This is a genomic window from Herbaspirillum sp. NPDC101396, from assembly GCF_044767365.1.
Classification (GTDB): domain Bacteria; phylum Pseudomonadota; class Gammaproteobacteria; order Burkholderiales; family Burkholderiaceae_D; genus Herbaspirillum.
The window spans coordinates 771,873-794,702 of sequence record NZ_JBIWNT010000003.1 but is presented as its reverse complement, the minus strand read 5'-3'; the positions used below and the strand labels follow the sequence as shown (position 1 = coordinate 794,702).

The window sequence follows — 22,830 nt, the reverse complement described above, 5'->3', positions numbered from 1 at the left end:
CTCCTCAGATCAGTCCCTGCTGCTGCAGGAATTCGGTGACGACCTTGCCGATCGGCTCCTGGTCGATGTCGACGCGCTTGTTCATGTCGGTCATTTTTTCGGTGTCGATGGCGGCGGACAAGGCGTTCAGCTGGTCAGCCAGCTGCGGATGCTGCTGCAACACTTCTTCGCGCACCACCGGTGTCGCCTTGTACGCAGCGAAGTAGCCCTTGTTGTCTTCCAGCAGTTTGAGGTTGAAGCCTTTGATGCGGCCGTCCGACGAATACGTCAGGCCGACATACAGCTGCTCGTTGCGCAAGGCGGTGTAGACCAGTCCCGGATCCATCTGCTTGACCTCGCTGCGATCGAGCTGGAAGCCGTAGAGCTTCTGCATCGGCTCGAGGCCGTCGGGGCGCGAAGCGAATTCGTAATCCACGCCCATCAGCTGCGGCTTGCCGCCGGCCTGCTGCTCCCGCGTAATGTGCTGCGCGAGGTCTTCCAGCGTGTTGATGCCTTGTTCGTCGGCCAGCTTTTGCGGCATGGCGAAGGCGTAAGTGTTGTTGAGGCCGGACTCGTTGAGCCAGGTCAGGCCGATTTTCTGGTCGAGCTCCTTGACGCGCGCATAGGTGGTTTCAGCGTCGAGCTTTTCGTCGACGTGGTTGTAGACGATCAGCGATGTGCCGGTGTATTCCCACACGATGTCGAGCTGCTTGCTTTCCTGCGCCTTGCGCATGAGCGTGGAGCCGAGGCCGTTCCTGAGATCGACGTCGTAGCCTTTGGCGCGCAGGTACTGCGCGGTCATCGACGACAGGATCAGTTGTTCGGTGAAGTTCTTGCCGCCGACGACCAGCGTGGCGCCCGTGGCCGGCAACATTGCCAGCAGGCTGAGCGCAAAGCCGAACGCACGTAAAAGATAAGAAGATTTCATGGCTGTTCCCTTGTTGTTGTTGTGTACCTGGCTCATGCGAGGCCGCGACGCGACAGATACCAGTGCGACAGCAGCGTGACGATCGCGTCCAGCAACAGCGCCAGCAAAGCGGTCGCGGCGGCGCCCAGCAACAGCTGGCCGTGGTTGTTCAGGTAGATGCCCGGGAAGATCAATCCGCCCAGGCTTTCGCCGCCGATCAGCATCGACAGCGGCGCGGTGCCGACGTTGATCACCAGCGCCGTGCGGATGCCGCCGACGATGATCGGCAAGGCGTTCGGCAGCTCGACGCGCAGCAACACCTGATAAGGCTTCATGCCGATGCCTTTGGCGGCTTCGCGCAGCGGCGCCGGCACGTTCTTCAGGCCTTCGAAGGTGTTGCGCACGATCGGCAGCAACGAAGCCAGCCACAGCGCCAGGATGGTCGGCCAGTTGCCGATGCCGAAGAACGCCAGCGCCAGAGCCAGCACAGCAATCGACGGGATGGTGTTGCCGATGTTGAAGACCTGGATGAAGTACTCGGCGCGGCGCGCCAGCGCAGGCCGGCTCAGCGCGATGCCGGCCGTAATGCCGGTGGCGATTGCCAGCAGCATCGACCACGCGACCAGTTGCAGATGCTTGCCGGTGTAGTAGATCAGATCGCTGCGGTACTGCGTGATGACGTCCATCCCGATCCACTGGATCAGGCCGGCGACGGCGAGCACTGAAACGGCTGTGACCGCGGCTGCGCCACCGATGACGTTGCGAAGACTTCGCGTCATGGTTCCCCCTGTGTGGCCGCCATGGTCGAGATCAATGAAATGCCGATATCGAAACCGCGACAGCGCTTTGACTATTTGTAGTGGTTCGTCGCCCTCGCAGGGCTAATCGTTTGGATTCGAACCGGTGCTGCCGAGGCAGCGATGAAATCGATCGCACGAAGGCGTAATCGATGATGTATGCATCCGGCGGCAATGAATCGGCGTGCCGGACAACGAGACGACCCGTGAACGGATCAGGAATTACTTAGTAGTTGAACAAGTGTTGTCGCTAGGACAGACGGCAGTATAACCGACTTGCTTAATGAAGTCCAGAAATGACAATTCCAGAAGTCATAACCGGCGAATCTGTAGAAACGAAAAACCGGCCAAAAAGGCCGGTTTTCAGGGGGTTTTGAAGCAAAAGCTGAGCTTACTTGAGTGCCCCAAAGACCTTGCCGATGATCGCGCTGCCGGCGCCGATCGGATCGGCGCGGATCGCCTTCTCTTCTTCGCCGATCATGTAGAACAAGCCGTCCAGCGAACGCTGCGTGACATAGCCCTCGACCGTGGCCTGGTCGCCCGACACCAGGCCGGTTTTGGCAACCTGACCCATGGTGCCGTTGTACTTGGCGGAGAGGCCGTTTTTATCGGTGATCTTCTTGACGATGGGGAGGAATTTTTCACCGAGCGGCGTGGCGGTCTTCTGGCGGAAGAAATCGGTCACGGAAGTCTCACCACCGGACAGGATGTTCTTGGCGTCAGTGACCGACATCGACTTGACCGCATTGATCAGCAGCGGCTTGGCCAGCGGTACGGCCGATTCGGCGGCGCGGTTCATCGACACCACCAGGTCGTCCAGCTTCTGGCCCTGGCCGGTCATCTTCAGCAGCGGCATGGCTTGCTGCAGCGGACCCGGCAACTGGATCTTGACCTTGTCGTTGTTGAGGAAACCGTTCTCCACGCCGAGCTTCGAGACGGCGACATTGGCGCCCTTCTCCAGCGCCGCTTTCAGGCCGCTGGTGGCATCCTGGTTGCTGAGGTCGGACAGCGACAGCGCGAACGCGAGCGTGCTGGTCAGCACCAGGGCTGCAGCGACGGGAGCGTATTTGAATTTCTTGAAGGGCAGCATGGGAACTCCGGAGTAAGAAGACGCGCCATCATAATACGCGCCTCGCCGCCTGCCTATCGAAGCACGTCGGTTTTATCTCACTTACCGCTACTGCTGCGGCTGCGCGTAAGTTCCAGCCCGGCGTTCTTCGGCAGGCGCGCCGTCACCGGCACCGACGCCACCGAGAACAAGCCCACCACCAGGAATGCCGGCCAGAAATCGGCCTCGACGATGGTCGCGTGGCCTTGCAGGTAATTCGATATCTGCAGCACCAGGCCGGCGATAGTCACGCCCATGCCCAGCGACAATTGCTGCACCACGCTGGCCAGGCTGGTGGCGCGGCCGGCATCGCGGTTGCTGATGTCGGCATAAGCGATCGAGTTGAGGCAAGTGAATTGCAGCGACGGGAAGAAGCCGCCCATCAGCACCACCAGCAGCATCACGTAGTAAGGCGTGTGCGACGAGAAGATGCCGTACGACGCGATCGCCATGCCGGCGAATACCGCATTGACCATCAACACCGTGCGGAAGCCGTAACGGCGCAGCACCATCGCCGCCAGCGCCTTCATGAACATGGCGCCAAAGGCCGAGGCGCAGGTGATCGTGCCGGCCTCGAACGGATTGAGCCCGAGGCCTTCCTGCAAGGCCAGGGGCAGCAGGAACGGCACCGCGCCGAGACCGACGCGGAAGAGCGAACCGCCAAGCACGCTGGCGCGCAAGGTCGGGATCTTCAGCAGACGCAGATCGAGCAAGGGATACTCGCTGCGCATGGCGTGGCGGAAGTAGAAGAACAAGGCCACCGAGCCGACCACGCACATGATGATCGGCCACGCCTGCTGCACCAGGTGGTTGCCGATCAGCGAAAAGCCCAGCATCGCCACCCCGCCGCCGCAGGCGGTCAGCAGGAAGCCCTTCACGTCCAGCGGCGCCGGATCTTCTTCACGGAAATTCTGGATGTAGCGCCCGGCCAGATACAGGCCGAGGATGCAGATCGGGATGTTGATCAGGAAAATCCAGCGCCAGTGGAAATACGTCGTGATGAAGCCGCCCAGCGGCGGTCCGATCACCGGCCCCATCAGCGAGGGCAAGGTGAGATAGCTGATGGCCTTGACGAGCTCGGCCTTGGTCACCGAGCGCACGATGATGATACGTCCCACCGGCACCATCATGGCGCCGCCGATGCCTTGCAGGAAGCGCGCCGCGACGAAGGTCAGCAGCGAGTCCGATAAGGCGCACAGGATGGACCCGGTCATGAAGGTAATCATCGCCGAGCGGAAAATCGTGCGCGCGCCGACCTTGTCCGCGACCCAGCCGGAAATCGGGATGAACACGCCGAGGCTGACCACGTAGGAAGTCAGCGCCAGTTTCAGGGTGATCGGATCCTGGCCGAGATCACGTGCGAGCGCTGGCAAGGAAGTGGCGATGACGGTGACGTCCATGTTTTCCATGAACAGCGCACAGCCGACGATGAGCGGAACGATAAGCGAGGGGGACACGATGATGCGGTACGACAGGAAAGAGTTCGGGCTGTTTCGGCGGGCGTTGTAGCCGGATACGTGCTTCTGACAGCCTTCTAAGGTGCGCCAAGTTTACACCACTTGCGGGTTGTGCGTTGCAGCGAGGAAATAGGCGCGTCCGCTTCAGCGAAAAAACCGGCTCGGCGCGATCCCGAAATGTTTCTTGAACATCGCCGCGAATGCACTCTGGCTGGTGTAGCCGTGATCAAGCGCGACGTCGATGATCTTGTCGCCGCGCGCCAGGTTTTCCAGCGCCAGCAACAGTCGCGCCTGCTGCCGCCAGTGGCTGAAACGCATGCCGGTTTCGCGCAGGAACAGGCGATGGAAAGTGCGCGTGGCGATGCCCAGCTGCTGCGCGTGCATGTCGACCGTGGCGTCATCATCGGGCCGCGCCATCAGCGCTTCACAGATCACGCGCAGGCCGCGATCCGCCGGCAGCGGCAGGTACAGCGGCAACACCGGCACCGAGCGCAGCTCGTGCACCAGCAGCCGCAGCAGGTGCCAGTCGCGGCCGTCGGCAACCAGCGCCGGGCCGATGCCGACGGCGGCGACGATCAGCTCGCGCAGCAAAGGCGGTATGTCGAGCACGCAGTTCTCCTGCGGCATGTTCGGCAACTCCTGCATGTTGACGAACACGGTGCGCATCTTGACGTCGCCGCGCATGCGCACCTGATGATCAACCTCTGGCTGCAGCCAGACGCCCCGCGTGGGCGGCACCACCCAGCGCCCTTCGGCGGTTTCCACCACCAGCACGCCCTCGATGGCGTACAGCAGCTGCGCATAGGCGTGCCGGTGCAACTCGATCACGTGGCCGTGCGGATAATCGATCGCGAGCGCCGCAGCGGGAGCGTTGGCGTTGATCATGTGGTGGTAGTTGGAGGTGTCCATGCGACCTGTTCGTCAATGTCACTTTTGCGACAACTTAAGGCATGTTAGCACGCGACGGACTTGACGATCCGCAGCAAGATGAGTGCCTCGCTGTATGCGATTCCTTGTCCAACGCTACCCAAACCGCCATGCCATTGACCTCTTATCTCTATCCTTTCCTCGCCATCGTGCTGTGGGCCGGCAACGTCATCGTCTCAAAAATGGCCGCGTCCGCCATCTCGCCTACCGCCATCACCTTTTATCGCCTGGTGCTGGTGCTGCTGCTCATGAGCCCGTTCATGCTGCGCACGCTCTGGCGCAACCGCGTCCAGATCCGCCGCCACTGGTGGCAACTGGCGTTGTCCGGACTGCTGGCGATGGCCTTGTTCCAGAGCCTGTCCTATCGCGCAGCCGAGAGCACCACCGCCACCAACATGGCCATCGTCACCGCGCTGATTCCGCTACTGACGGCGCTGCTGAGCGTCATCGTGCTGGGCGAAGCGGTCACGGTCGGCATGGCCGTGGGCGGCCTGCTGTCGTTCACCGGCTTGCTGTATCTGGTCGGGCACGGCGACCTCGGTGCGGCCATGCGTGAAGGCGTGCATCTGGGCGATGCGCTGATGCTGCTGGCAGCGTTCTCTTATGCGTTGTACGGCGTGCTGCTGCGTCGCTGGAAAATGAACGTGCCGGTCTGGCAAGCGGTGTACGTGCAGGCGGTCGCCGCGCTCGTGTTGATGCTGCCGCAATTCCTGTTGCTGCCGGCCGGCACCGCGGCGCTGGACGCGCGGACGTTGCCGCTGATCGCTTACTCCGGTATCGGCTCCTCGATCCTGCTGTCGTTCCTGTGGATCGAAGGCGTCAAGAAACTCGGCCCAAATCGCTGCAGCATTTTCATCAACCTGCTGCCCGTGCTGACGGCGCTGTTCGCTATCCTCTGGCTCAATGAAAGCATGCACGCCTACCATCTCATCGGCGGCGGCGTCAGCCTGGCCGGCGTGCTGCTGACGCAGATCGTGCAACGGCCCCTGTTCGGCGCACGCATCGGCTATCGCTGATTCAACGTTCATCATCTCGCAGACTGACATCATGATTACTCATCCCCATGCCAAATACCCCCGTCCTCCGACCGTCGATCTGCCCGATCGCCAATGGCCGTCACGCATCATCGACAAGGCGCCGATCTGGCTCTCGACCGATCTGCGCGACGGCAACCAGGCCCTGTTCGAACCGATGAACAGCGAACGCAAGCTGACCTTGTTCCATGAACTGGTCAGGCTTGGCTTCAAGGAAATCGAGGTCGGCTTCCCTGCCGGTTCGCAAACCGATTTCGACGTCGTACGCACGCTGATCACCGGCAAGCATATTCCGGACGACGTCACGCCCATGGTCATGACGCAATTGCGCGAAGAACAGATCGTGCGCACCGTCGAATCGCTGCAAGGGGCGCCGCGCGCTATCGTGCATTTCTACAATGCCGTGGCGCCCCTGTGGCGCGAAGTGGTGTTCGGCCTCAGCGTACCGCAGGTAATGGAACTGATCGAGCGCAACGTCCGCCTGCTCAAGAAACTGACCGCGCAACATCCGGAAACCGAATGGATCCTGCAATACTCGCCCGAGACTTTTTGCATGGCCGAACTCGACGTCTCGCTGCAAGCCTGCCGCGTCGCCATCGACACCTGGGGCGCCGGACCGGGCCGGCCCATCATCATCAACCTGCCCACCACGGTCGAAGTCAGCACGCCCAACGTCTTCGCCGACCAGATTGAGTGGATGCATCGCCGCCTGCCGCGCCGCGAGCATGTGGTGCTGTCGGTGCATCCGCACAACGATCGCGGCACCGGCGTGGCCTGCGCGGAGCAGGCGCTGCTGGCCGGCGCGCAACGCGTCGAAGGCTGCCTGTTCGGCAACGGCGAGCGCAGCGGCAATCTCGACGTGGTGACGCTGGCGCTCAACCTGTACACCAACGGCATCGATCCGCAGCTGGATTTCTCCGATATCGCCGCGGTTGCCCGCGTGGCCGAGAACTGCACCGCCCTGCCCATCCATCCTCGCCATCCCTACGTCGGCGATCTGGTGTTCACGGCGTTCTCCGGCTCGCACCAGGACGCGATCAGGAAGGGCTTCGCAGCGCAGAAACCAGACGGCTTGTGGCGCGTTCCCTATCTGCCGATCGACCCGCAGGACATCGGCCGCACCTACGACAGCATCGTGCGCGTCAACAGCCAGTCGGGCAAAGGCGGCATCGCCTTTCTGCTGGAACGCGATCACGGCATCGCCATGCCGCGCCGCATGCAGGTGGAGTTCAGCGCCATCGTGCAAAAGCACGCGGACGCCAGCGAAACCGAAATCAGCAGCGCCGCCTTGTGGGAATTGTTTGAAAAGACCTATCTCGGCTCGCCTCAGCAAGACGGGCGGGTACGCTACCTCAGCCATCGACTGAGCAATCCGGACGCTGCCCAGGACATCGAGCTTGAATTGATTGTCGGCGGCGTCGTGATGCAATTGAACGGCAGCGGAAACGGTCCTATCGCCGCCACGGTGGATGCCTTGCGCAGCCGGCTGACGGGGCTGGAAGGCCTGCGTATTGACAGTTATGAAGAGCGCAGCATCGGCAGCGGCGCACAGGCTCAGGCATGGGCCATCGTCGAGGCAGCAGCGCCGGGCGTGGCCGGAACGCGTTTCGGTGCGGCGCGGCACGTCAACATCGTGACGGCCTCCATCCTCGCGATCCTCTGCGCCGCCAATCGTCTGCAGTCCTGACGCGAACTACGCCGGCCCGGGCCCGGGCCTGGTCCTGGCCGGCGCCGGTTCAGGAACTAATCCCGTTTCCCGCTCCCCAAGACAATGACGACGGTGTCCAGGCCGTCCCATTCCATGAGAGGAAACTGCATGAACATGAATACAAACGCGGTCGCCCAAACCGGTTCCGGGATTCCGGTCCACGATACGCACAGCAAGACCATCGGCTACCTGCTGTGGATTTTCGGTTTCACCGGCGCGCACCGGTTCTACTACGGCAAACCGCTGACCGGCACCATCTGGTTTTTCACGCTCGGGCTGTTGGGCATCGGCTGGATCATCGACCTGTTCCTGATCCCCTCCATGGACAAGGAAGCCGACCAGCGCTTCAGCGGCGGCGCGATCAATTATTCGGTAGCGTGGCTGCTGCTGACCTTCCTCGGCTTCTTCGGCGTGCACCGCATGTACATGGGCAAATGGGTCAGCGGCATCATCTACCTGTTCACCGGCGGCCTGTTCCTGATCGGCGTGCTGTACGACTTCTGGACGCTCAACACGCAGATTTCCGAACGCAATCATGCGTCCGGCCTGCGCAGCTGATCACCTCAGCGGATCACCTCAGCAGATCACCGCAACTGATCATTCTTCCCGCACGCGCATGAACACCGCAAAGCGTGGAATACCGCTGTCGTTGAAGCCGCGATAGCGGTAGGTCACCAGCGCGCCGATGGCCGGCGGATCACGGCGCTGGGCGTCGCTCAGGCCGCTGCCGAGCTTGAAGCGCACTCCCTCCGGTGTTTCCACTTGCAAGGCGCCCAGCATGCCGACGTATTTTCCCTTGCCGGGAAGATACCCGATCACCCGGGCCTCGGTGTCTTCATACGGTTTGAATTTGAGCAAGTCGTCGTTGCGCTCGGCGCGGTACAGCGACGAGCCGCGATGCAGCATCAGACCTTCGCCGCCTTGCGCAACGGTGCGATCGAGCAGCAACTGCAAGGCGGCATGGTCCGCGACCTTGCGCTGCTCAACCACCTGCACCCAGGGCAGATTCATCTGCTGGACGGTGCTGCGCGTCGCGCGCAGGCGCAGGTTGAACTCCCCGACCTTGCCCGGCATGTCGAACACCATGAAGCGCATTTTGCTCCAGGCCTTGTCGTCGGGCGTTTGCTGACGCACGGTCGAGACTGCCTGCTGGAAGCCGCCCCGCCCTGCCCACAACTCGCCGTCCAGCGCCATGGCCGGCCAGCCGGCGACGAACCAGGCTGGTGCGTGGATCGTTTCGCCGCCACGGGTGAGCAGGCGACGACCATCCCACAGGGCGCGCACGCCGTCGTATTTTTCGCTGACCCAATAGTCGTCGAGCGCGATGCCCGGACGATAGACGTTGGCCAGCATGACCGGCGCGCGTTCAGCGCCGGCTTGCAGGGAGCAGAGGAATAGCAGGAAAAAACAGAGATGACGCGAGCGCGCGCCGATGATGGATGTGACGATAGCTGTAACGTGCTGCATGGGGCTCCTTGACGACGAAACCCCTCCCTTGTGAATGAAACCCGGCCGGTCCGATCAGACTTTTTCTTGTTCGGGCTTGTCGCTTTTTTCTGCCTTGTAGCGTGTCACCAGCAACTGGTTGATGCGGTTGCCTTCGATATCGACCACCTCAAACTTGTATTCGGAGAACAGTGCGAAATCGGTCTTCTTCGGGATCTTGCGCAGCATGTACATGATGAAGCCGGCCAGCGTTTCGTATCCCATCGGATTCGGATAGTCGTCGATGTCGAGGGCGTTCATGACTTCCGCCAGCGGCGTGAGGCCGTCCATGAGCCAGGAGTTCTCGTCGCGCTTGACGATCTGCTGCTCTTCCGAGGACAGGTTCAGCAGATTGCCCATCAGCACGCTGGTGACGTCGGTGATGCTGATGATGCCGACCACCAGCGCGTATTCGTTGACGACGATCGCGAGGTCTTCGTCGACCGCCTTCATGCGCTCCAGTACTTCCCACAGGTTGAGGCTGTCGGGGATCGACAGCGGCACGTGGATCAATCCCTTGTCCTGCAGCGAAAACTGTTCGCCCTTGAGCAGGCGCTTGAGCACGTCCTTGCTGTCGATGTAGCCGAGCACGTCGTCGATGTTGTTTTCGCAGACCAGGAAACGCGAATGCGGATGATCGATGATTTTCTGGCGCAGCATTTCCTCGGTGTCGGTGATCAGGAAGTACACGATGCTCTCGCGCTGCGTCATGGCCGACGGCACGTAGCGGCTCTCCAGCTCGAACACGTTTTCAATCAGGTGGTGCTCCTGGCGCAGCAGCGCACCGGCTTGCGCGCCGGCATCGACGATGGCGTGGATTTCGTTGGGCGTGATCACGTCATGGCGCACCTGCGGCAGGCCGAACAGAGTGAAGAACATCTTCGACAAGCCGTTGAAAAACCAGATCAGCGGCTTGAACAAACGCTCGAGCATCAGCATCGGGGAGACCAGCACGATGGCGGCGCGCTCCGGCGCCAGCATCGCCAGGCGCTTGGGCATCAGATCGGCGAACAGGATGAAGAACGACGTGACCAGCAGGAAGGAAATCGAGAAGCTGATGGTTTCCAGCATCGGGCCCTGGTAGAAGTTGCCGACCAGGTCGGCCATGTGCGGCGTCAACGCCGGCTCGCCGACCACGCCGCCGAGGATGGCGACCGCGTTCAAACCAATTTGCACGACCGTGAAAAAGTTGCCCGGCTGGGCCTGCAAAGCCAGTACCCGCAAGGCATTGGCGTCGCCTTCCTTGGCCAGCATTTCGAGACGGATCTTGCGCGACGCCGCCAGGGAAATTTCGGCGCAGGACAAAAAGGCGCTGATGACCACGAGCAAGAGGATCAATAAAAAACTGGCGAAAAAACTCATTTTTCTTATCTCTTGAAGTCGCTATGCACCCATTCTCGCCTGCCACGGGCGAAAAGTACACCCGCGCAACATCCGGATGCGTGTGTCGCGATCTCAGTAGACGTCGCGGCGATAGCGGCCGTTCGCGGCCATGCTTTCCAATATTTCTTCGCCCAACGTGTCGCGCAGGACCTGCGCAACGCCCGCCGCCATGCCTTCCAGGCTGCCGCAGACATAGATCGCCGCGCCGTCGTCAACCCAGCGCCGCAACTCGTCTCCGGCGTCGCGCAGTTTATCCTGCACATAGATGCGTTCGCTCTGGTCTCGTGAGAACGCCAGGTCCAATCGGTGCAGCATGCCTTGCGCCTGCCAGCGCTCGATTTCTTCGCGGTAAAAAAAATCATGCTGTTGTGAGCGTTCGCCGAAGAGCAGCCAGTTGCGTTTCCGGCGACCGACGATGCGTGCCCTCATGTGCGCACGCAAACCGGCAAGGCCGGTGCCGTTGCCGATCAGGATCAATGGCACATCGGATGCCGGTGAGTGGAAGCTGCGGTTTTCTCGCACGCGCAGATCGAGCTCGCCGCCTTCTGCCAGATGCGCGGTCAACCAGCCGGAGCCGAGGCCGAGGCTGCCGTCGGCCAGTACGGTCTGGCGCACCAGCAATTCCAGCCGGCCGTCCTGCGGCAATGAGGAGATGGAATATTCGCGATGCGGCAAGGGACGCAATTGCGCGACCAGCGTCTGCGGCGTCAATGCGCGCAATGCCGTCAACGCCTGCAAATCATCCGGCAGTAAACGGCGTGACAGCAACTCGTTCAGGGAGGTCTGGCGCGTCTCGTCGCGCACGGCCTGTAATCCGTCCATCTGCAATGCATTGAGCAGCGTGGTGACTTTCGCGGGCGCATTGCGCGGGCCGATCTCGGCGATATCGCCCGCTTGCCACGTCATGCGTTGTTTGCCGTCCGCGGGCGTCAGCGCGAGATGGAAAGCCGGTGCGCCGATGCTGCCCGGGTTGAGCAGGCGACGTTGCGTCAACAACCAGCGCTCATACGTCGGCGCGCTCCAGTCGGCCATGTCGGTATGGCCGCTCAATACGCCAAGATGATGCTGCCAGTGGCGCAAGGCGCCGTTATCGCCGGCGTCGACTTCGACCGTGTCGAACAAGCTTTGTGCGCCATGACCATGCAGCCAGACATCGAGTGCGTGGCCGAACGCGCAGTAATGTCCGTAGCTGCGATCTCCCAGCGCCAGCACGCCATAGCGCAAGCCATCGAAACGCGCCGGCTGTCCCATGACCTTGCGCGCAAAACCGGCGGCGCTGTCGGGTGCATCGCCCTCGCCCGTGGTGCTGACAATGAACAGGATGCGCGGCGTCGATTGCAATTGCGCCAGATCCAGGCGCCCCAGTTCGCACAGGCGCACCGCCATGCCTGCCGCTTGCAACGATTGCGCGGTCTGCAGCGCCAGCTGCTCCGCGAATCCGGTCTGGCTGGCGAACGCCACCACGACGTTGTCCGCATCTATATTTTTATCTACACCTGCGCCGCCGGACTCCCAGCGCGCAAAAGCTTGCTGCTTGCGACGATGTCCAATGAAGACGACCAGACAGAATACGCAATAAAACAGCAGCACCAGCGCCGCAGCGAACAAACGTCCGGCAGCCCCGTCGAGCAACTGCGTTTGTGCGATCGAAGCCGTCGCGCCAATCGCGCAAGCCAGGCCAAGCCAACCCGGTCCCGGGAAAAAATCGGAAATCGCGCGCTTGTTCATGACAGCATCGCCTGCATGGCCGGCGTCATGCTCTCACGAAACCCGGCGCCGTCGCGACGCACGAACAGCGCAGCCAGGTGGGCCTCAAGGGCAAGCGCCATGCCGTCTTCATCACCGAGCACCATGAGCGCAGTCGCCCAGGCGTCGGCCGTCATGCAATCGGCGTGCAGCACCGCCACCGAAGCCAGAGTGTGTGCAATCGGCCGGGCCGTGCGCGGGTCGATGGTGTGGGAATAACGCGTCCCTTCATGTTCAAAATAGCGCCGGTAATCGCCCGAACTCGCCAGCGCCAGGCCGTGCAGCGCAACGATGCTCTGCATGGCGGGCTCGCTGGCTGCCGGCACAGGCGGCTGCTCCAGGCCGACCCACCAAGGCTGGCCGTCGGCCTTGACGCCATGGCCGCGCAACTCGCCACCGATTTCCACCAGATGACTGTGCACACCGATGCTGCGCAAATAGTCGACCACCAGATCGACGGCATAGCCTTTGGCGATCGACGAGAAATCAAGGTACAAGCCGCCAGGCTGCAACACGGCGTTGCGCGCGCGATCGATGCGCACGCAACGCCAGCCGCAACGTGCGCGCGCCTGCTCCAGTGAAACCGCGTCAGGCGCCGTTGACCTTGCCGCATCAGGACCGAACCCCCACAAATTGACCAGCGGCCCGACGCTGGGATCGTAAGCGCCGCCGCTGCGTTCGGCGATCTGCAGCGCGCAATCCAGCACGCGCAGGAAATGCGTCGGCAGCACGTGCCAGCTACCGGCCTCGGCCTGGTTGTAACGACTCAGGTCCGAGCTCGCGCTCCACGTGCTCATCTGCGCGATCACCAGATCAAGCTGCCGCTGGACGCCATCGCGGATCGCCGGCAGATCGAGCTGCGGCGGACGGATCAGCTTGACCGACCAGGACGTGCCCATGGTCTGTCCAGCGAGGCTCTCAGTAGGCGCATCGGCGGGAACCGGATCGGGCTGGGACAGGCTTAACGGGATAAAGACGCGATTCATGAATATTGAAACATTCGATTCCAAAAAGAGAAAGCCGCCTCAGCTATGCAACCACGCTGTGACGGCCGGTAAAACAGCGTTCGCCGCCGGTACGGCGAACGCCTGCGTACAACTTATGGCGCCAGGACTTCCAGGGTGGCCGTGTAATTGGCGCGGCGATCCGTGGCCGGCTTGAGGTTGGGCTTGTTGTCCTTGACCGTGGCTTCCAGCCAGTACATGCCGGCAGCCGGCCAGGTCACGCTGAATTTTCCGTCGGCGTCAGTCGTCAGCGTCAGCTCGTTCAACTTGTCGCGATAGCGCGTGCCGCCCGGCACTACCGTGACCTTGAGGTTGGCGGCCGGCTTGCCGTCGAGCACCATGCGGAAGCTCGCGGCTTCACCGGCGATCAGGTCGGTCGGATGGGTAATCGCCTGCAGCTCCAGTCCCGTGCCGCTGAGCTCGAGCACTTTTTGGGACGGCTTGCCGGCGGTGACGAAGGTTTCGATGCGGCCCTGCATCTGCGTCACTTGCAACTCTTTGGCGTCAGCCGGGACGTCCTTGGCCAGCGTCTCGGCGCTGCCGCGCCAGCGTTTGGTCTGACCGGCGGCATCCTTGTAGCTGCCGAACAAGCCGTTGCTCAACAACGCGACTTTGTAGGTTCCGCTTTGCGTCAGGTGGACGTCAAAGCTGGTGCGCAGTTTACCGGTGTAGGCATTCTCCGGTTTGGCGAACGTGCCGTCCGGCGCCGTCACCTGCAAGCCATCGAGTTTCAGCGCGAAGCTTTCAAAGAAGAACAGGTCGTTGGACACTGCGGCGTCGACGCTGACCCAGGGATCATTGCCGGACAGGACGGTTGCCGACGGCAGCAGCCAGGTGCGGTGTGCGCTGGCCGACAACGGCAGGCCGATCGCCAGTGTCATCGCGACTGCCGCAAGTTTGAATGAGAGTTTCATGTCGTTCCCTGGTCTTATGGTTTGTAGTCGAGCGTGATCGCGCCGAGTTCGGATTCACCCTTGCCCCTGGCGGTTTGCGCCGTTTTTGGCGGCCATTGCAGCGGCACCTTGACCACTTCGCGGCCGCCGACTTCACGCGCCGCTTCGACCATCAGGATGTAGTCGCCGGCGGGCAACTGCGCCAGCGGGCCCTTGTCGCTGCTCAAGGTCAGCTGCTGGTCGCCGACGGGACGCGTGGCGCCGCTGACGCCATCGACCGGCATGTGGACTTCGCGGCCGGTGCGACGCCACCACTGGCGCAGATCCTTGAGCCACTTCTCGCCTTCCTTGTCCTTTTTCTTGACGTCGTACCACACGGCCAGCGTGGCCGCGACGCTCTGGTCGGGACGCTCCAGCCAGACGGCGACGTAGGGGCGGTGATACTCGGCCACGTTCAGGCGCGGGATTTCAACTTTGACATTCAGGTCCGCCGCAACCGCCGGCAACGACACCACGCCCGTCAGGGCAGCCGACAATGCCGTCGGCAAGAGACCAGGAACCAGCATGCGCATATGACTCAACCTCGTTCGTTAGTAAGGATTAATGAAAAATCAGTGGATGAAAATGATCGCCAGCACCAGCGGCACCACCAATCCAAGGCCAACCAGCGGCCAGGTAACAGGGCGATTGCCTGCATGCAGCTGCAGCAGGAACAAGCCCGTGATGCAAAACACCAGGCAGGCGACGGCGAAGATGTCGATGAACCAGCTCCAGGCCGCGCCGGTGTTGCGCCCCTTGTGCAAATCGTTGAAGTACGACACCCAGCCGCGATCGGTCTTCTCGTATTCGACCTTGCCGTTGCCGAGGTCCACGCGCAGCCAGGCGTCGCCGCCCGGGCGCGGCAAAGAAACGTACAGTTCTTCCGGCGACCATTCGCCGGGTTGCGGACCGACGTCAACGCCGAACTGCTTGTCGAACCAGGCCGCCAACGGTTTCGGCACGGCCTCCTTGTCCTTGTGTTCCTGCGCGGTCAGTTGCGCCAGCAAATCGCGCGGCAATTGCCCTTGCTTGGCGGAAACCTGCGGATGCGCCTCAATCTGCGCCGAATGGTTCAGCGTGATGCCGGTCGCCGCAAACAGCAACATGGCAATCAGGCAAATCGCCGAACTGATCCAGTGCCATTGATGCAGGTGCCTGAGCCAGAACGAGCGGCGCTTCTGGTCAGGCAATTTCCCGGCAATGGTGGCTTGCTTCATGATCTGTCGCGGGCGGCTGCAATCGCCTAAATGGTAATAATTCTCAATTATAACTGCGACTGCAAGAAAAAATACAGCGTCGGATCAAGGATTTACTTTGCGATACATGCGGCTGCATGCCGATACAAGACAGCCGCCCAATAAAAAACGCCGCAGGACCGCTGCGGCGTTTTTCAGGTAACGCTATCCGGCGCAGGTTCAGCGCAGCAACTCATACGGCCCGCCACGCTGCAAGGCTCGCTGGTAAGCCGGCCGCGCGTGAATCACCTCCAGGTATTTGAGCAGGTTCGGGTATTGCGCGTCCAGGCCGCCGCGCGAACGCGCGCCTTCCACCGGGAAACTCATCTGGATGTCCGCCGCCGAAAAGCTGTCGCCGGCAAACCAGCCGCCGCGCGCCAGCTCGCCCTCGAGATAATTCAGGTGCCGCTTCAGTTGCGGATCGACCATGCGACCCAGCACGCCGCCGCAGATCAGGCGCGCGACCGGCCGGATCAGCGCCGGCACCGATTTCGGCAGGCGGCTGAAGATCAGCTTGAGCAGCAGCAAGGGCATCGCAGAGCCTTCGGCATAGTGCAGCCAATAGCGATAGCGCAGGCGATCCGGGGTGCCGGCCGCGGGGATGAACTGGCCGTTGCCGTAGCGCTCGACCAGGTATTCGATGATCGCGCCGGACTCGGCGATGGTCAGGTCGCCATCGGTGATCACCGGCGACTTGCCCAGCGGATGCACCTGCATCAGCTCCTTCGGCGCCAGCATGGTCTTGGGATCGCGCTGGTAAAACTTGATGTCGTACTCCAATCCCAGCTCTTCCAGGAGCCAGAGTACGCGCTGCGAGCGGGAATTGTTCAAATGGTGGACAGTGATCATGTGCTGCGCCTTTCTGTAGAATGCGTCCCAAGAAGCATAACAGCACAATATAAAAAAGCATGCCGCGCACACCCACAACGCCCCAGGTCCCGCTCTACAAGAAATTCGCCGACGAACTGGCGGCGTCGATCCGCGCCGGCGTCTTGCAGCCCGGCGAGCGCGTAACCTCGGTGCGGGCCGCCAGCCAACAGCACAGCCTCAGCGTGACCACCGTGGTGCGCGCCTACGAATTGCTGGAAAGCCGCGGCATCATCGAAAGCCATCCGCAGTCCGGCTACTTCGTGCGCAAGACCGCGACGCCCGCAAGCGCGCCGGCCGCCATGACCCAGCTGCCGCCGTCCCATCCCGCCACCCAGCAGCCGCATGAGGTCGATGTCAGCCGGCTGGTGCTGGCCACGCTCCGGACCATCCAGCAGGACGGCACCATTCCGCTCGGTTCGCCCTATCCGAATCCGGCGCTGTTCCCGTCGCAGCGCATCGGCCAGTACGCCAGCCGCATCACGCGCAACAGCGACAGCTTCAGCGTCTTCACCGACCTGCCGCCGGGCCATCCCGACCTGCTGCGCCAGATTGCGCGACGCTATCTGGAAACCGGCCTGGCCGTCGATCCGGAAGACATCATCATCACGGTCGGCGCCACCGAGGCCATCAATCTCTGCCTGCAGGCCGTGGCGCAACCGGGCGACACCATCGCGGTGGAAACTCCGACCTTCTACGCCATGCTGCACGCGATCGAACGCATGGGCATGCGCGCCGTCGAGATTCCCACCGATCCGCTGACCGGCATGGACCTCGACGCCCTCGAAGAATTGCTCAAGACGCAAAAGATCTCGGCCTGCATGGTGATGCCGAATTTCCAGAATCCGCTCGGCTCGATGATGCCGGACGCGCACAAGAAGCGCCTGGTCGAACTAGCCCACCAGCACAACATGCCGCTGATCGAGGATGCGGTCTACAGCGAACTGTTCTACGGCGCCGCGCATCCGACGTCGCTCAAGACCTACGACCGCGACGGCCTGGTGCTGCACTGCTCGTCGTTCTCCAAGAGCCTGAGCTCGGCTTACCGGGTCGGCTGGGCGATCCCGGGGCGCTACCGCAATCAGGTCGAAAAACTCAAATTCCTCAACACGCTGGCCACGCCGACGATTCCGCAGCGCGCGATCGCAGAATACCTGACCCAGGGAGGTTACGAACGCCACCTGCGCCGCGTGCGCCGCGGCCTGCTGCAGCAGCGCGACCTGATGCGGCATTTCGTATTGCGTTTCTTTCCGGAAGGGACGCGCGTATCGGAGCCGGCCGGCGGCTACATCCTGTGGATAGAGCTGCCGCCGCGCGTGGAGGCGATGGAGTTGTACCGGCGCTGCCTGGTGCTGGGCATCACGATCGCGCCGGGGCGCATCTTTGCCGCGACCAATCGATATAGCAATTTCATCCGGCTCAACTACAGTTACACGTGGTCGGCTGAGATCGAAAAGGCGTTGAAGACGATCGGGAAAATCGTTGCAGAGTTAAGTTGAATTGAGTCGATACTGCACATTTTAACCGTGCAGCTTGAGTCCGGCAGCCGTCAGGACGGCGTTGCCGGTGCCGTCGTCATTGACCACCACGGTCGCAATCCCCGCCTCTTCCAGCGCCGTCAAAAATCGTCTCAACGTGCTCATGCGCAGTTCGGTGCGCTTGGACAGACGCGCCAGCGACAACGGCGCGCCGCTGCGCTGGTGCTCCTGGTACAGCTCATCCAGGATGCGCACCAACTCGGGAGGCAAAGATTCCGGATCGTGGTTCATGACGTTATTTACGCAGCCTTTGCGTGCTGCACGGCAGCGCGATGCAGCAGCACCGGAATCGACTTGGACGTCGGCGTGCGCGCCTTGTCGGCGAAGCTTTCCAGCGGCACCAGCGGATTGGTTTCCGGATAGTAGCTGCCCAGGCAACCGCGCGGGATGTCGTATTCAACCAGCAGGAAACCGTCGGCGCGCCGCTCGATGTTATCGTCCCAGACGCTGACCACATCGACCCACTCGCCGTCCTTCAGACCCAGCACGTCCAGATCCTGCTTGTTGATGAAGATCACGCGACGCTGGCCGAACACGCCGCGATAGCGGTCGTCCATGCCATAGATCGTGGTGTTGTACTGATCGTGCGAGCGCGTGGTCATCAGCGTCATCAGCTTGTCGCCGTGGATCTTGCGGGCGCGATGAATCGGCGTGTCCAGCGGGATCGCATGCACCACGAAATTGGCCTTGCCGGTGTTGGTCTTCCAGACGCGCTCGCGTGAAGCAACGCCGAGATGGAAGCCGCCCGGATTGGTGATGCGCTGGTTGTAATCCTTGAAGGAATCGTAGACCTTTTCGATGGCGTCACGGATGCGCGAATAGTCTTCGGCGTACCACAGCCAATCAATCTTCTTGCCGTTGTTGCGATGCTTCATGGTGGCTTCGGCGATATGCGCGACGATCGCGGTTTCCGACATGCACAGCTCCGAAGCCGGCTTGTTGATGCCGTAGGAGACGTGCACCATGCTCATCGAATCCTCCACCGTCACGCCTTGCGCGCCGCTGACCTGCTTGTCGATCTCGGTGCGGCCCAGCGTCGGCAGGATCAAGGCATCCTTGCCGTGCACCAGATGACTGCGGTTGAGCTTGGTGGTGATGTGCACGGTCAGGTTGCATGAACGCATGGCGTCGAAGGTGCGTGGCGTATCGGGCGTAGCCATGGCGAAGTTGCCACCGAGGCCGATGAAGACCTTGGTGCGGCCTTCCAGCATCGCCATCACCGAACCGACGGTGTCGTTGCCATGATGGCGCGGCGCCTTGAATTCAAACACTTGCTCCAGGCGATCGAGGAAAGCATCGGTCGGCTTTTCATCGATGCCGACGGTGCGGTCGCCCTGCACGTTGGAATGGCCGCGCACCGGGCATAGGCCGGCGCCTGGGCGACCGATGTTCCCGCGCAGCATCATCATGTTGGACAACAGCTGGATGGTGCCAACGGCATGCTTGTGCTGGGTCAGGCCCATGCCCCAGGTGGCGATCACGGCCTTGCCGCGTACATAGACCTGGGTCAGCTTCTCAATGTCGTCGCGCGACACGCCGGACTCGCCGATGATGTCTTCCCAGTTCTGGGCGCGCGCGTCGGCGGCGAATTCTTCAAAGCCCGAGGTATGCTCGGCAATGAAGTCGACGTCGAGCACGCGTTCGGCGCCTGCCGCCACGGCCTCGTCGTCGAGCTCGATGGTGCGCTTGATGACGCCCTTGATCAGCGCCAGGTCGCCGCCCAGCGTCGGGTGGATGAACATCGAACTGATCTGGGTGCTGCCCATGGTCAGCATTTCCATCTTGCTTTGCGGATCGGCGAAGCGCTCCAGGCCACGCTCCTTGAGCGGATTGATGGCGACGATGGTGGCGCCGCGCTTGGACGCATGGCGCAGTTCACCCATCATGCGCGGGTGATTGGTGGCGGGATTCTGGCCGAACAGGAACAAGGTGTCGCACAGGTCGAAGTCATCCAGCAGCACCGTGCCCTTGCCGACGCCGACGGTGCCCGGCAGGCCGACGCTGGTCGGCTCGTGGCACATGTTGGAGCAGTCGGGGAAATTGTTGGTGCCGTATTGACGCACGAACAACTGGAACAGGAAGGCCGCCTCGTTGCTGGCGCGGCCGGACACGTAAAAGTCGGCCATGTTCGGATCGGGCAGCGCATTGAGATGCCTGGCGATCAGTTCGTAAGCCTGGGTCCAGGCGATCGGCACGTACTTGTCGCTGACGGCGTCGTAGACCATCGGCGCGGTCAGGCGGCCATGATCCTCCAGCTCGTAGTCGGACTGCTGCATCAGCTCAGCGACCGTATGGCTTGCAAAGAACTCGTTGGTGACGCGCTTCTTGGTGGCTTCGGCCGCCACCGCCTTGACGCCGTTTTCGCAGAATTCGAAGGTGGACGTGTGCTCGCGATCAGGCCAGGCGCAGCCGGGGCAATCGAAACCATCAGGTTGGTTTTGCGACAACAACGTGCGCAGGCCTTTGCCGTCGGCGACATGCTCCTTGACCAGGTTGAGCGCGACGTACTTCAGCGCGCCCCACCCGCCTGCGGGATTGTTGTAGGTTTCGATCTTTGCTTTGCCAGCCTTAGCCATTTGTGCTCCACCAATACAATTTCAGATGGTGCCCAGTTTACGGCAAAGGGATCGGGGCGATGTACACAGTACGCCACGATTAAAAAGAGTACAGCAGCCTCAGAGCAAGACGTCTTCGCGCAGGCAGGCGCGCCAGCGGCCCGGTGCGACTTCCTTCACCTCCGGGACCGTTGCCGCGCACAGTTCCAGTGCATAAGGACAACGTGTGCGGAATACGCATCCCGAAGGCGGATTAGCCGGGCTCGGCAGGTCGCCTTGCAGCGGCTTGCGCAGCAGGGCCTGCTCGCGCGCATTCGACTCCGGTTTGGGCGACGCCGCCAGCAAGGCTTGCGAATACGGATGCAGGGGCCGCTCGAACAAGGCCGCGGCCGGGGCGATTTCCATCACCTTGCCGAGATACAGCACGACCACGCGGTCGCAAATGTATTCCACCACGTCCAGGTCATGTGAAATGAACAGCATCGCCAGATTGAAACGCTGACGCAGATCCTGCAGCAGGTTGATCACCTGCGCCTGGATCGACACGTCCAGCGCCGACACCGGCTCGTCGGCGACGATGAAACGCGGCTCCACCGCCAGCGCGCGGGCGATGCCGATACGCTGGCGCTGGCCGCCGGAAAACTCATGCGGATAGCGGGCGCCATGCTCCGCGCGCAGGCCGACCAATTGCAGCAATTCGGCGATGCGGGTCGCACGTGCGTCACCACGATGCAGGCCGTGGGTATCGAGCGCTTCGCCGATGATGTCGCGCACGCGCTGGCGCGGATTCAGACTGGCGTAGGGATCCTGGAAAATGATCTGCATCTCGCGACGCAGGGCGCGCATGCGTGCGGCGGACAGATTGGAGATGTCTTCGCCCTGATAGCGGATTTCACCGCCGCTGCTTTCCATCAGGCGCAGCAAGGTGCGGCCGACCGTGCTTTTGCCCGAACCGGATTCACCCACCAGGCCGAGCACCTCGCCGGGCATGATGCTGAAACTGACGTCATCGACCGCACGAATCGGCGCATCCTTTTGCTTGCCGCTGAAATACTTCTTCAGGTTGCGCACCTCGACCAGAGGCGTGGTCGGATTGTTTGTGTTGTTGGTGGCGGTGGTGCTCATGCCGATTCCCTCAGTATGCAACGTACATTGTGACCGTCTTCACCCAGCGTCAGCGACGGTATGGCAACCCGGCAGGCGTCTGAGGCGTGGGCGCACCGCGGCTCGAAAGCGCAGCCCGGCGGCGGCGCCAACGGACTCGCGACCTGGCCGGGAATGGCGGCCAGTCGCGGACGCTCGCCGGCGACTGCATGATTCTTGCTGCGGCCGGGCAGGCAATTGAGCAAGCCGGTCGTATAGGGATGTTGGGGCGCGTCGAAAATCTGCGGCACGCTGCCCTGCTCCACCATGCGTCCCGCGTACATGACAGCGACGCGATCGGCGATCTCCGCCACCACGCCGAGATTGTGCGTGATGAACAGGATGCCGGTGCCGGTTTCGCGCTGGAGCTTTTGCAACAGCGCCAGGATCTGTGCCTGAATCGTCACGTCGAGCGCCGTAGTGGGCTCATCGGCGATCAGCAGAGAGGGATTGCACGACAAGGCCAGTGCGATCATCACGCGCTGGCGCATGCCTCCGGACAACTGATGCGGATACTCGTACAGCCGGCGCGCCGCAGCGGGAATCTCGACCAGCTCCAGCATGCGCTGCGCGTGGATCATCGCATCCTTGTGACTCTTGCCCAGATGCAGGCGCACGCTCTCGGCAATCTGGTCGCCCAGCGTAAATACCGGATTCAGGCTGGTCATCGGCTCCTGGAACACCATCGCGATTTCATTGCCGCGCAACTGGCGCAGGCTGCGTTGCGGCAGACGCGTCAGGTCGACCATCTCGCCGTCGCGGCGCTTGAAGCGAATGCTGCCGCCGACCACGCGACCGGCATCGGCCGGAATCAATCCCATGATGGACAAACTGGTCACCGATTTGCCGGAGCCGGACTCGCCGACCACCGCCAGCGTCTCGCCAGCATTGACGGTGAAGCTGACACCGTCGACCGATTTCACCGTGCCCTGCTCGGTGAAAAAATGCGTCTGCAGGTTATCGACCTCCAGCAGCGGCGTCCCTTTTTGGACTCTCTGTTCTTGCATGATCTGTACTCTCTTTGC

21 protein-coding genes are annotated in these 22,830 nt (G+C 62.1%); 4 read left to right on the top strand and 17 right to left on the bottom strand.

Annotation, left to right across the window (positions count from 1 at the left end; genetic code table 11):
* Positions 1 to 4 precede the first annotated feature (4 nt).
* The 5 genes from ACIROY_RS13465 to ACIROY_RS13445 form a co-directional block, all read right to left on the bottom strand.
* Entirely contained in the window at positions 5 to 907 is a 903-nt protein-coding gene (locus tag ACIROY_RS13465; protein ID WP_402279341.1) for a glycine betaine ABC transporter substrate-binding protein, read from the bottom strand.
* Positions 908 to 939: 32 nt separating this feature from the next.
* Entirely contained in the window at positions 940 to 1,665 is a 726-nt protein-coding gene (locus ACIROY_RS13460) for an ABC transporter permease (RefSeq protein ID WP_402279339.1), read from the bottom strand.
* A 409-nt stretch (positions 1,666 to 2,074) separates the two neighbouring features.
* Positions 2,075 to 2,773: a DUF4197 domain-containing protein gene (locus ACIROY_RS13455; RefSeq protein ID WP_402279336.1), complete on the bottom strand. Its 699-nt coding sequence runs from the start codon at positions 2,771 to 2,773 to the stop codon at positions 2,075 to 2,077.
* 77 nt (positions 2,774 to 2,850) lie between these two features.
* A complete protein-coding gene (locus ACIROY_RS13450; RefSeq protein ID WP_402279393.1) occupies positions 2,851 to 4,200 on the bottom strand; it encodes an MFS transporter in 1,350 nt (449 codons plus the stop codon).
* Positions 4,201 to 4,392: 192 nt separating this feature from the next.
* Positions 4,393 to 5,157 carry an AraC family transcriptional regulator gene (locus tag ACIROY_RS13445; RefSeq protein WP_402279334.1) on the bottom strand — a complete coding sequence of 255 codons (765 nt, stop codon included), beginning with the start codon at positions 5,155 to 5,157 and terminating at the stop codon, positions 4,393 to 4,395.
* A gap of 128 nt (positions 5,158 to 5,285) precedes the next feature.
* Between ACIROY_RS13445 and ACIROY_RS13440 the strand changes: the two genes are divergently transcribed.
* The 3 genes from ACIROY_RS13440 (at position 5,286) to ACIROY_RS13430 (ending at position 8,475) form a co-directional block, all read left to right on the top strand.
* Entirely contained in the window at positions 5,286 to 6,191 is a 906-nt protein-coding gene (locus tag ACIROY_RS13440) for a DMT family transporter (protein WP_402279391.1), read from the top strand.
* A gap of 31 nt (positions 6,192 to 6,222) precedes the next feature.
* Positions 6,223 to 7,896, top strand: coding sequence for a 2-isopropylmalate synthase (locus tag ACIROY_RS13435; protein ID WP_402341962.1), 1,674 nt, complete (start codon positions 6,223 to 6,225; stop codon positions 7,894 to 7,896).
* Between the two features lie 129 nt (positions 7,897 to 8,025).
* Positions 8,026 to 8,475, top strand: a complete 450-nt coding sequence (locus ACIROY_RS13430) for an NINE protein (protein WP_402279329.1) — start codon at positions 8,026 to 8,028, stop codon at positions 8,473 to 8,475.
* A 39-nt stretch (positions 8,476 to 8,514) separates the two neighbouring features.
* On the opposite strand, the gene ACIROY_RS13425 is transcribed toward ACIROY_RS13430, so the two are convergent.
* The 8 genes from ACIROY_RS13425 to ACIROY_RS13390 all read right to left on the bottom strand — a co-directional run bounded on the left by ACIROY_RS13425 (position 8,515) and on the right by ACIROY_RS13390 (position 16,551).
* Complete coding sequence (locus tag ACIROY_RS13425) at positions 8,515 to 9,270, bottom strand: DNA ligase (RefSeq protein ID WP_402342028.1); 756 nt, start codon at positions 9,268 to 9,270, stop codon at positions 8,515 to 8,517.
* A gap of 168 nt (positions 9,271 to 9,438) precedes the next feature.
* A complete protein-coding gene (locus ACIROY_RS13420; RefSeq protein WP_402279327.1) occupies positions 9,439 to 10,764 on the bottom strand; it encodes a hemolysin family protein in 1,326 nt (441 codons plus the stop codon).
* A 93-nt stretch (positions 10,765 to 10,857) separates the two neighbouring features.
* Positions 10,858 to 12,513, bottom strand: coding sequence for a flavodoxin domain-containing protein (locus ACIROY_RS13415; protein WP_402341960.1), 1,656 nt, complete (start codon positions 12,511 to 12,513; stop codon positions 10,858 to 10,860).
* Positions 12,510 to 13,517, bottom strand: coding sequence for an FAD:protein FMN transferase (locus tag ACIROY_RS13410; protein WP_402341959.1), 1,008 nt, complete (start codon positions 13,515 to 13,517; stop codon positions 12,510 to 12,512). Before ACIROY_RS13410 ends, ACIROY_RS13415 begins: the two co-directional genes overlap by 4 nt.
* A gap of 113 nt (positions 13,518 to 13,630) precedes the next feature.
* Entirely contained in the window at positions 13,631 to 14,449 is an 819-nt protein-coding gene (locus ACIROY_RS13405) for a DUF4198 domain-containing protein (RefSeq protein WP_402341957.1), read from the bottom strand.
* A 14-nt stretch (positions 14,450 to 14,463) separates the two neighbouring features.
* Positions 14,464 to 15,000: a DUF2271 domain-containing protein gene (locus ACIROY_RS13400; RefSeq protein ID WP_402279386.1), complete on the bottom strand. Its 537-nt coding sequence runs from the start codon at positions 14,998 to 15,000 to the stop codon at positions 14,464 to 14,466.
* A 39-nt stretch (positions 15,001 to 15,039) separates the two neighbouring features.
* Positions 15,040 to 15,684, bottom strand: coding sequence for a PepSY-associated TM helix domain-containing protein (locus ACIROY_RS13395; protein WP_402279319.1), 645 nt, complete (start codon positions 15,682 to 15,684; stop codon positions 15,040 to 15,042).
* A gap of 198 nt (positions 15,685 to 15,882) precedes the next feature.
* Positions 15,883 to 16,551, bottom strand: a complete 669-nt coding sequence (locus ACIROY_RS13390; RefSeq protein WP_402341955.1) for a glutathione S-transferase — start codon at positions 16,549 to 16,551, stop codon at positions 15,883 to 15,885.
* 59 nt (positions 16,552 to 16,610) lie between these two features.
* On the opposite strand from ACIROY_RS13390, the gene ACIROY_RS13385 reads away from it, so the two are divergent.
* Positions 16,611 to 18,068, top strand: coding sequence for a PLP-dependent aminotransferase family protein (locus ACIROY_RS13385; RefSeq protein ID WP_402341953.1), 1,458 nt, complete (start codon positions 16,611 to 16,613; stop codon positions 18,066 to 18,068).
* A 21-nt stretch (positions 18,069 to 18,089) separates the two neighbouring features.
* On the opposite strand, the gene ACIROY_RS13380 is transcribed toward ACIROY_RS13385, so the two are convergent.
* The 4 genes from ACIROY_RS13380 to ACIROY_RS13365 form a co-directional block, all read right to left on the bottom strand.
* Positions 18,090 to 18,338, bottom strand: a complete 249-nt coding sequence (locus ACIROY_RS13380) for a helix-turn-helix domain-containing protein (RefSeq protein WP_402341951.1) — start codon at positions 18,336 to 18,338, stop codon at positions 18,090 to 18,092.
* Positions 18,339 to 18,346: 8 nt separating this feature from the next.
* A complete protein-coding gene (locus tag ACIROY_RS13375) occupies positions 18,347 to 20,683 on the bottom strand; it encodes an FdhF/YdeP family oxidoreductase (protein WP_402341949.1) in 2,337 nt (778 codons plus the stop codon).
* 99 nt (positions 20,684 to 20,782) lie between these two features.
* Positions 20,783 to 21,787 (bottom strand): ABC transporter ATP-binding protein, encoded by a 1,005-nt coding sequence (locus tag ACIROY_RS13370; protein WP_402341947.1) that lies wholly within the window; start codon positions 21,785 to 21,787, stop codon positions 20,783 to 20,785.
* The gene (locus ACIROY_RS13365; RefSeq protein WP_402279305.1) at positions 21,784 to 22,812 is read right to left on the bottom strand and encodes an ABC transporter ATP-binding protein; all 1,029 of its coding nucleotides are present in this window, start codon (positions 22,810 to 22,812) and stop codon (positions 21,784 to 21,786) included. The genes ACIROY_RS13370 and ACIROY_RS13365 overlap by 4 nt, the downstream gene beginning before the upstream one ends.
* Positions 22,813 to 22,830 lie beyond the last annotated feature (18 nt).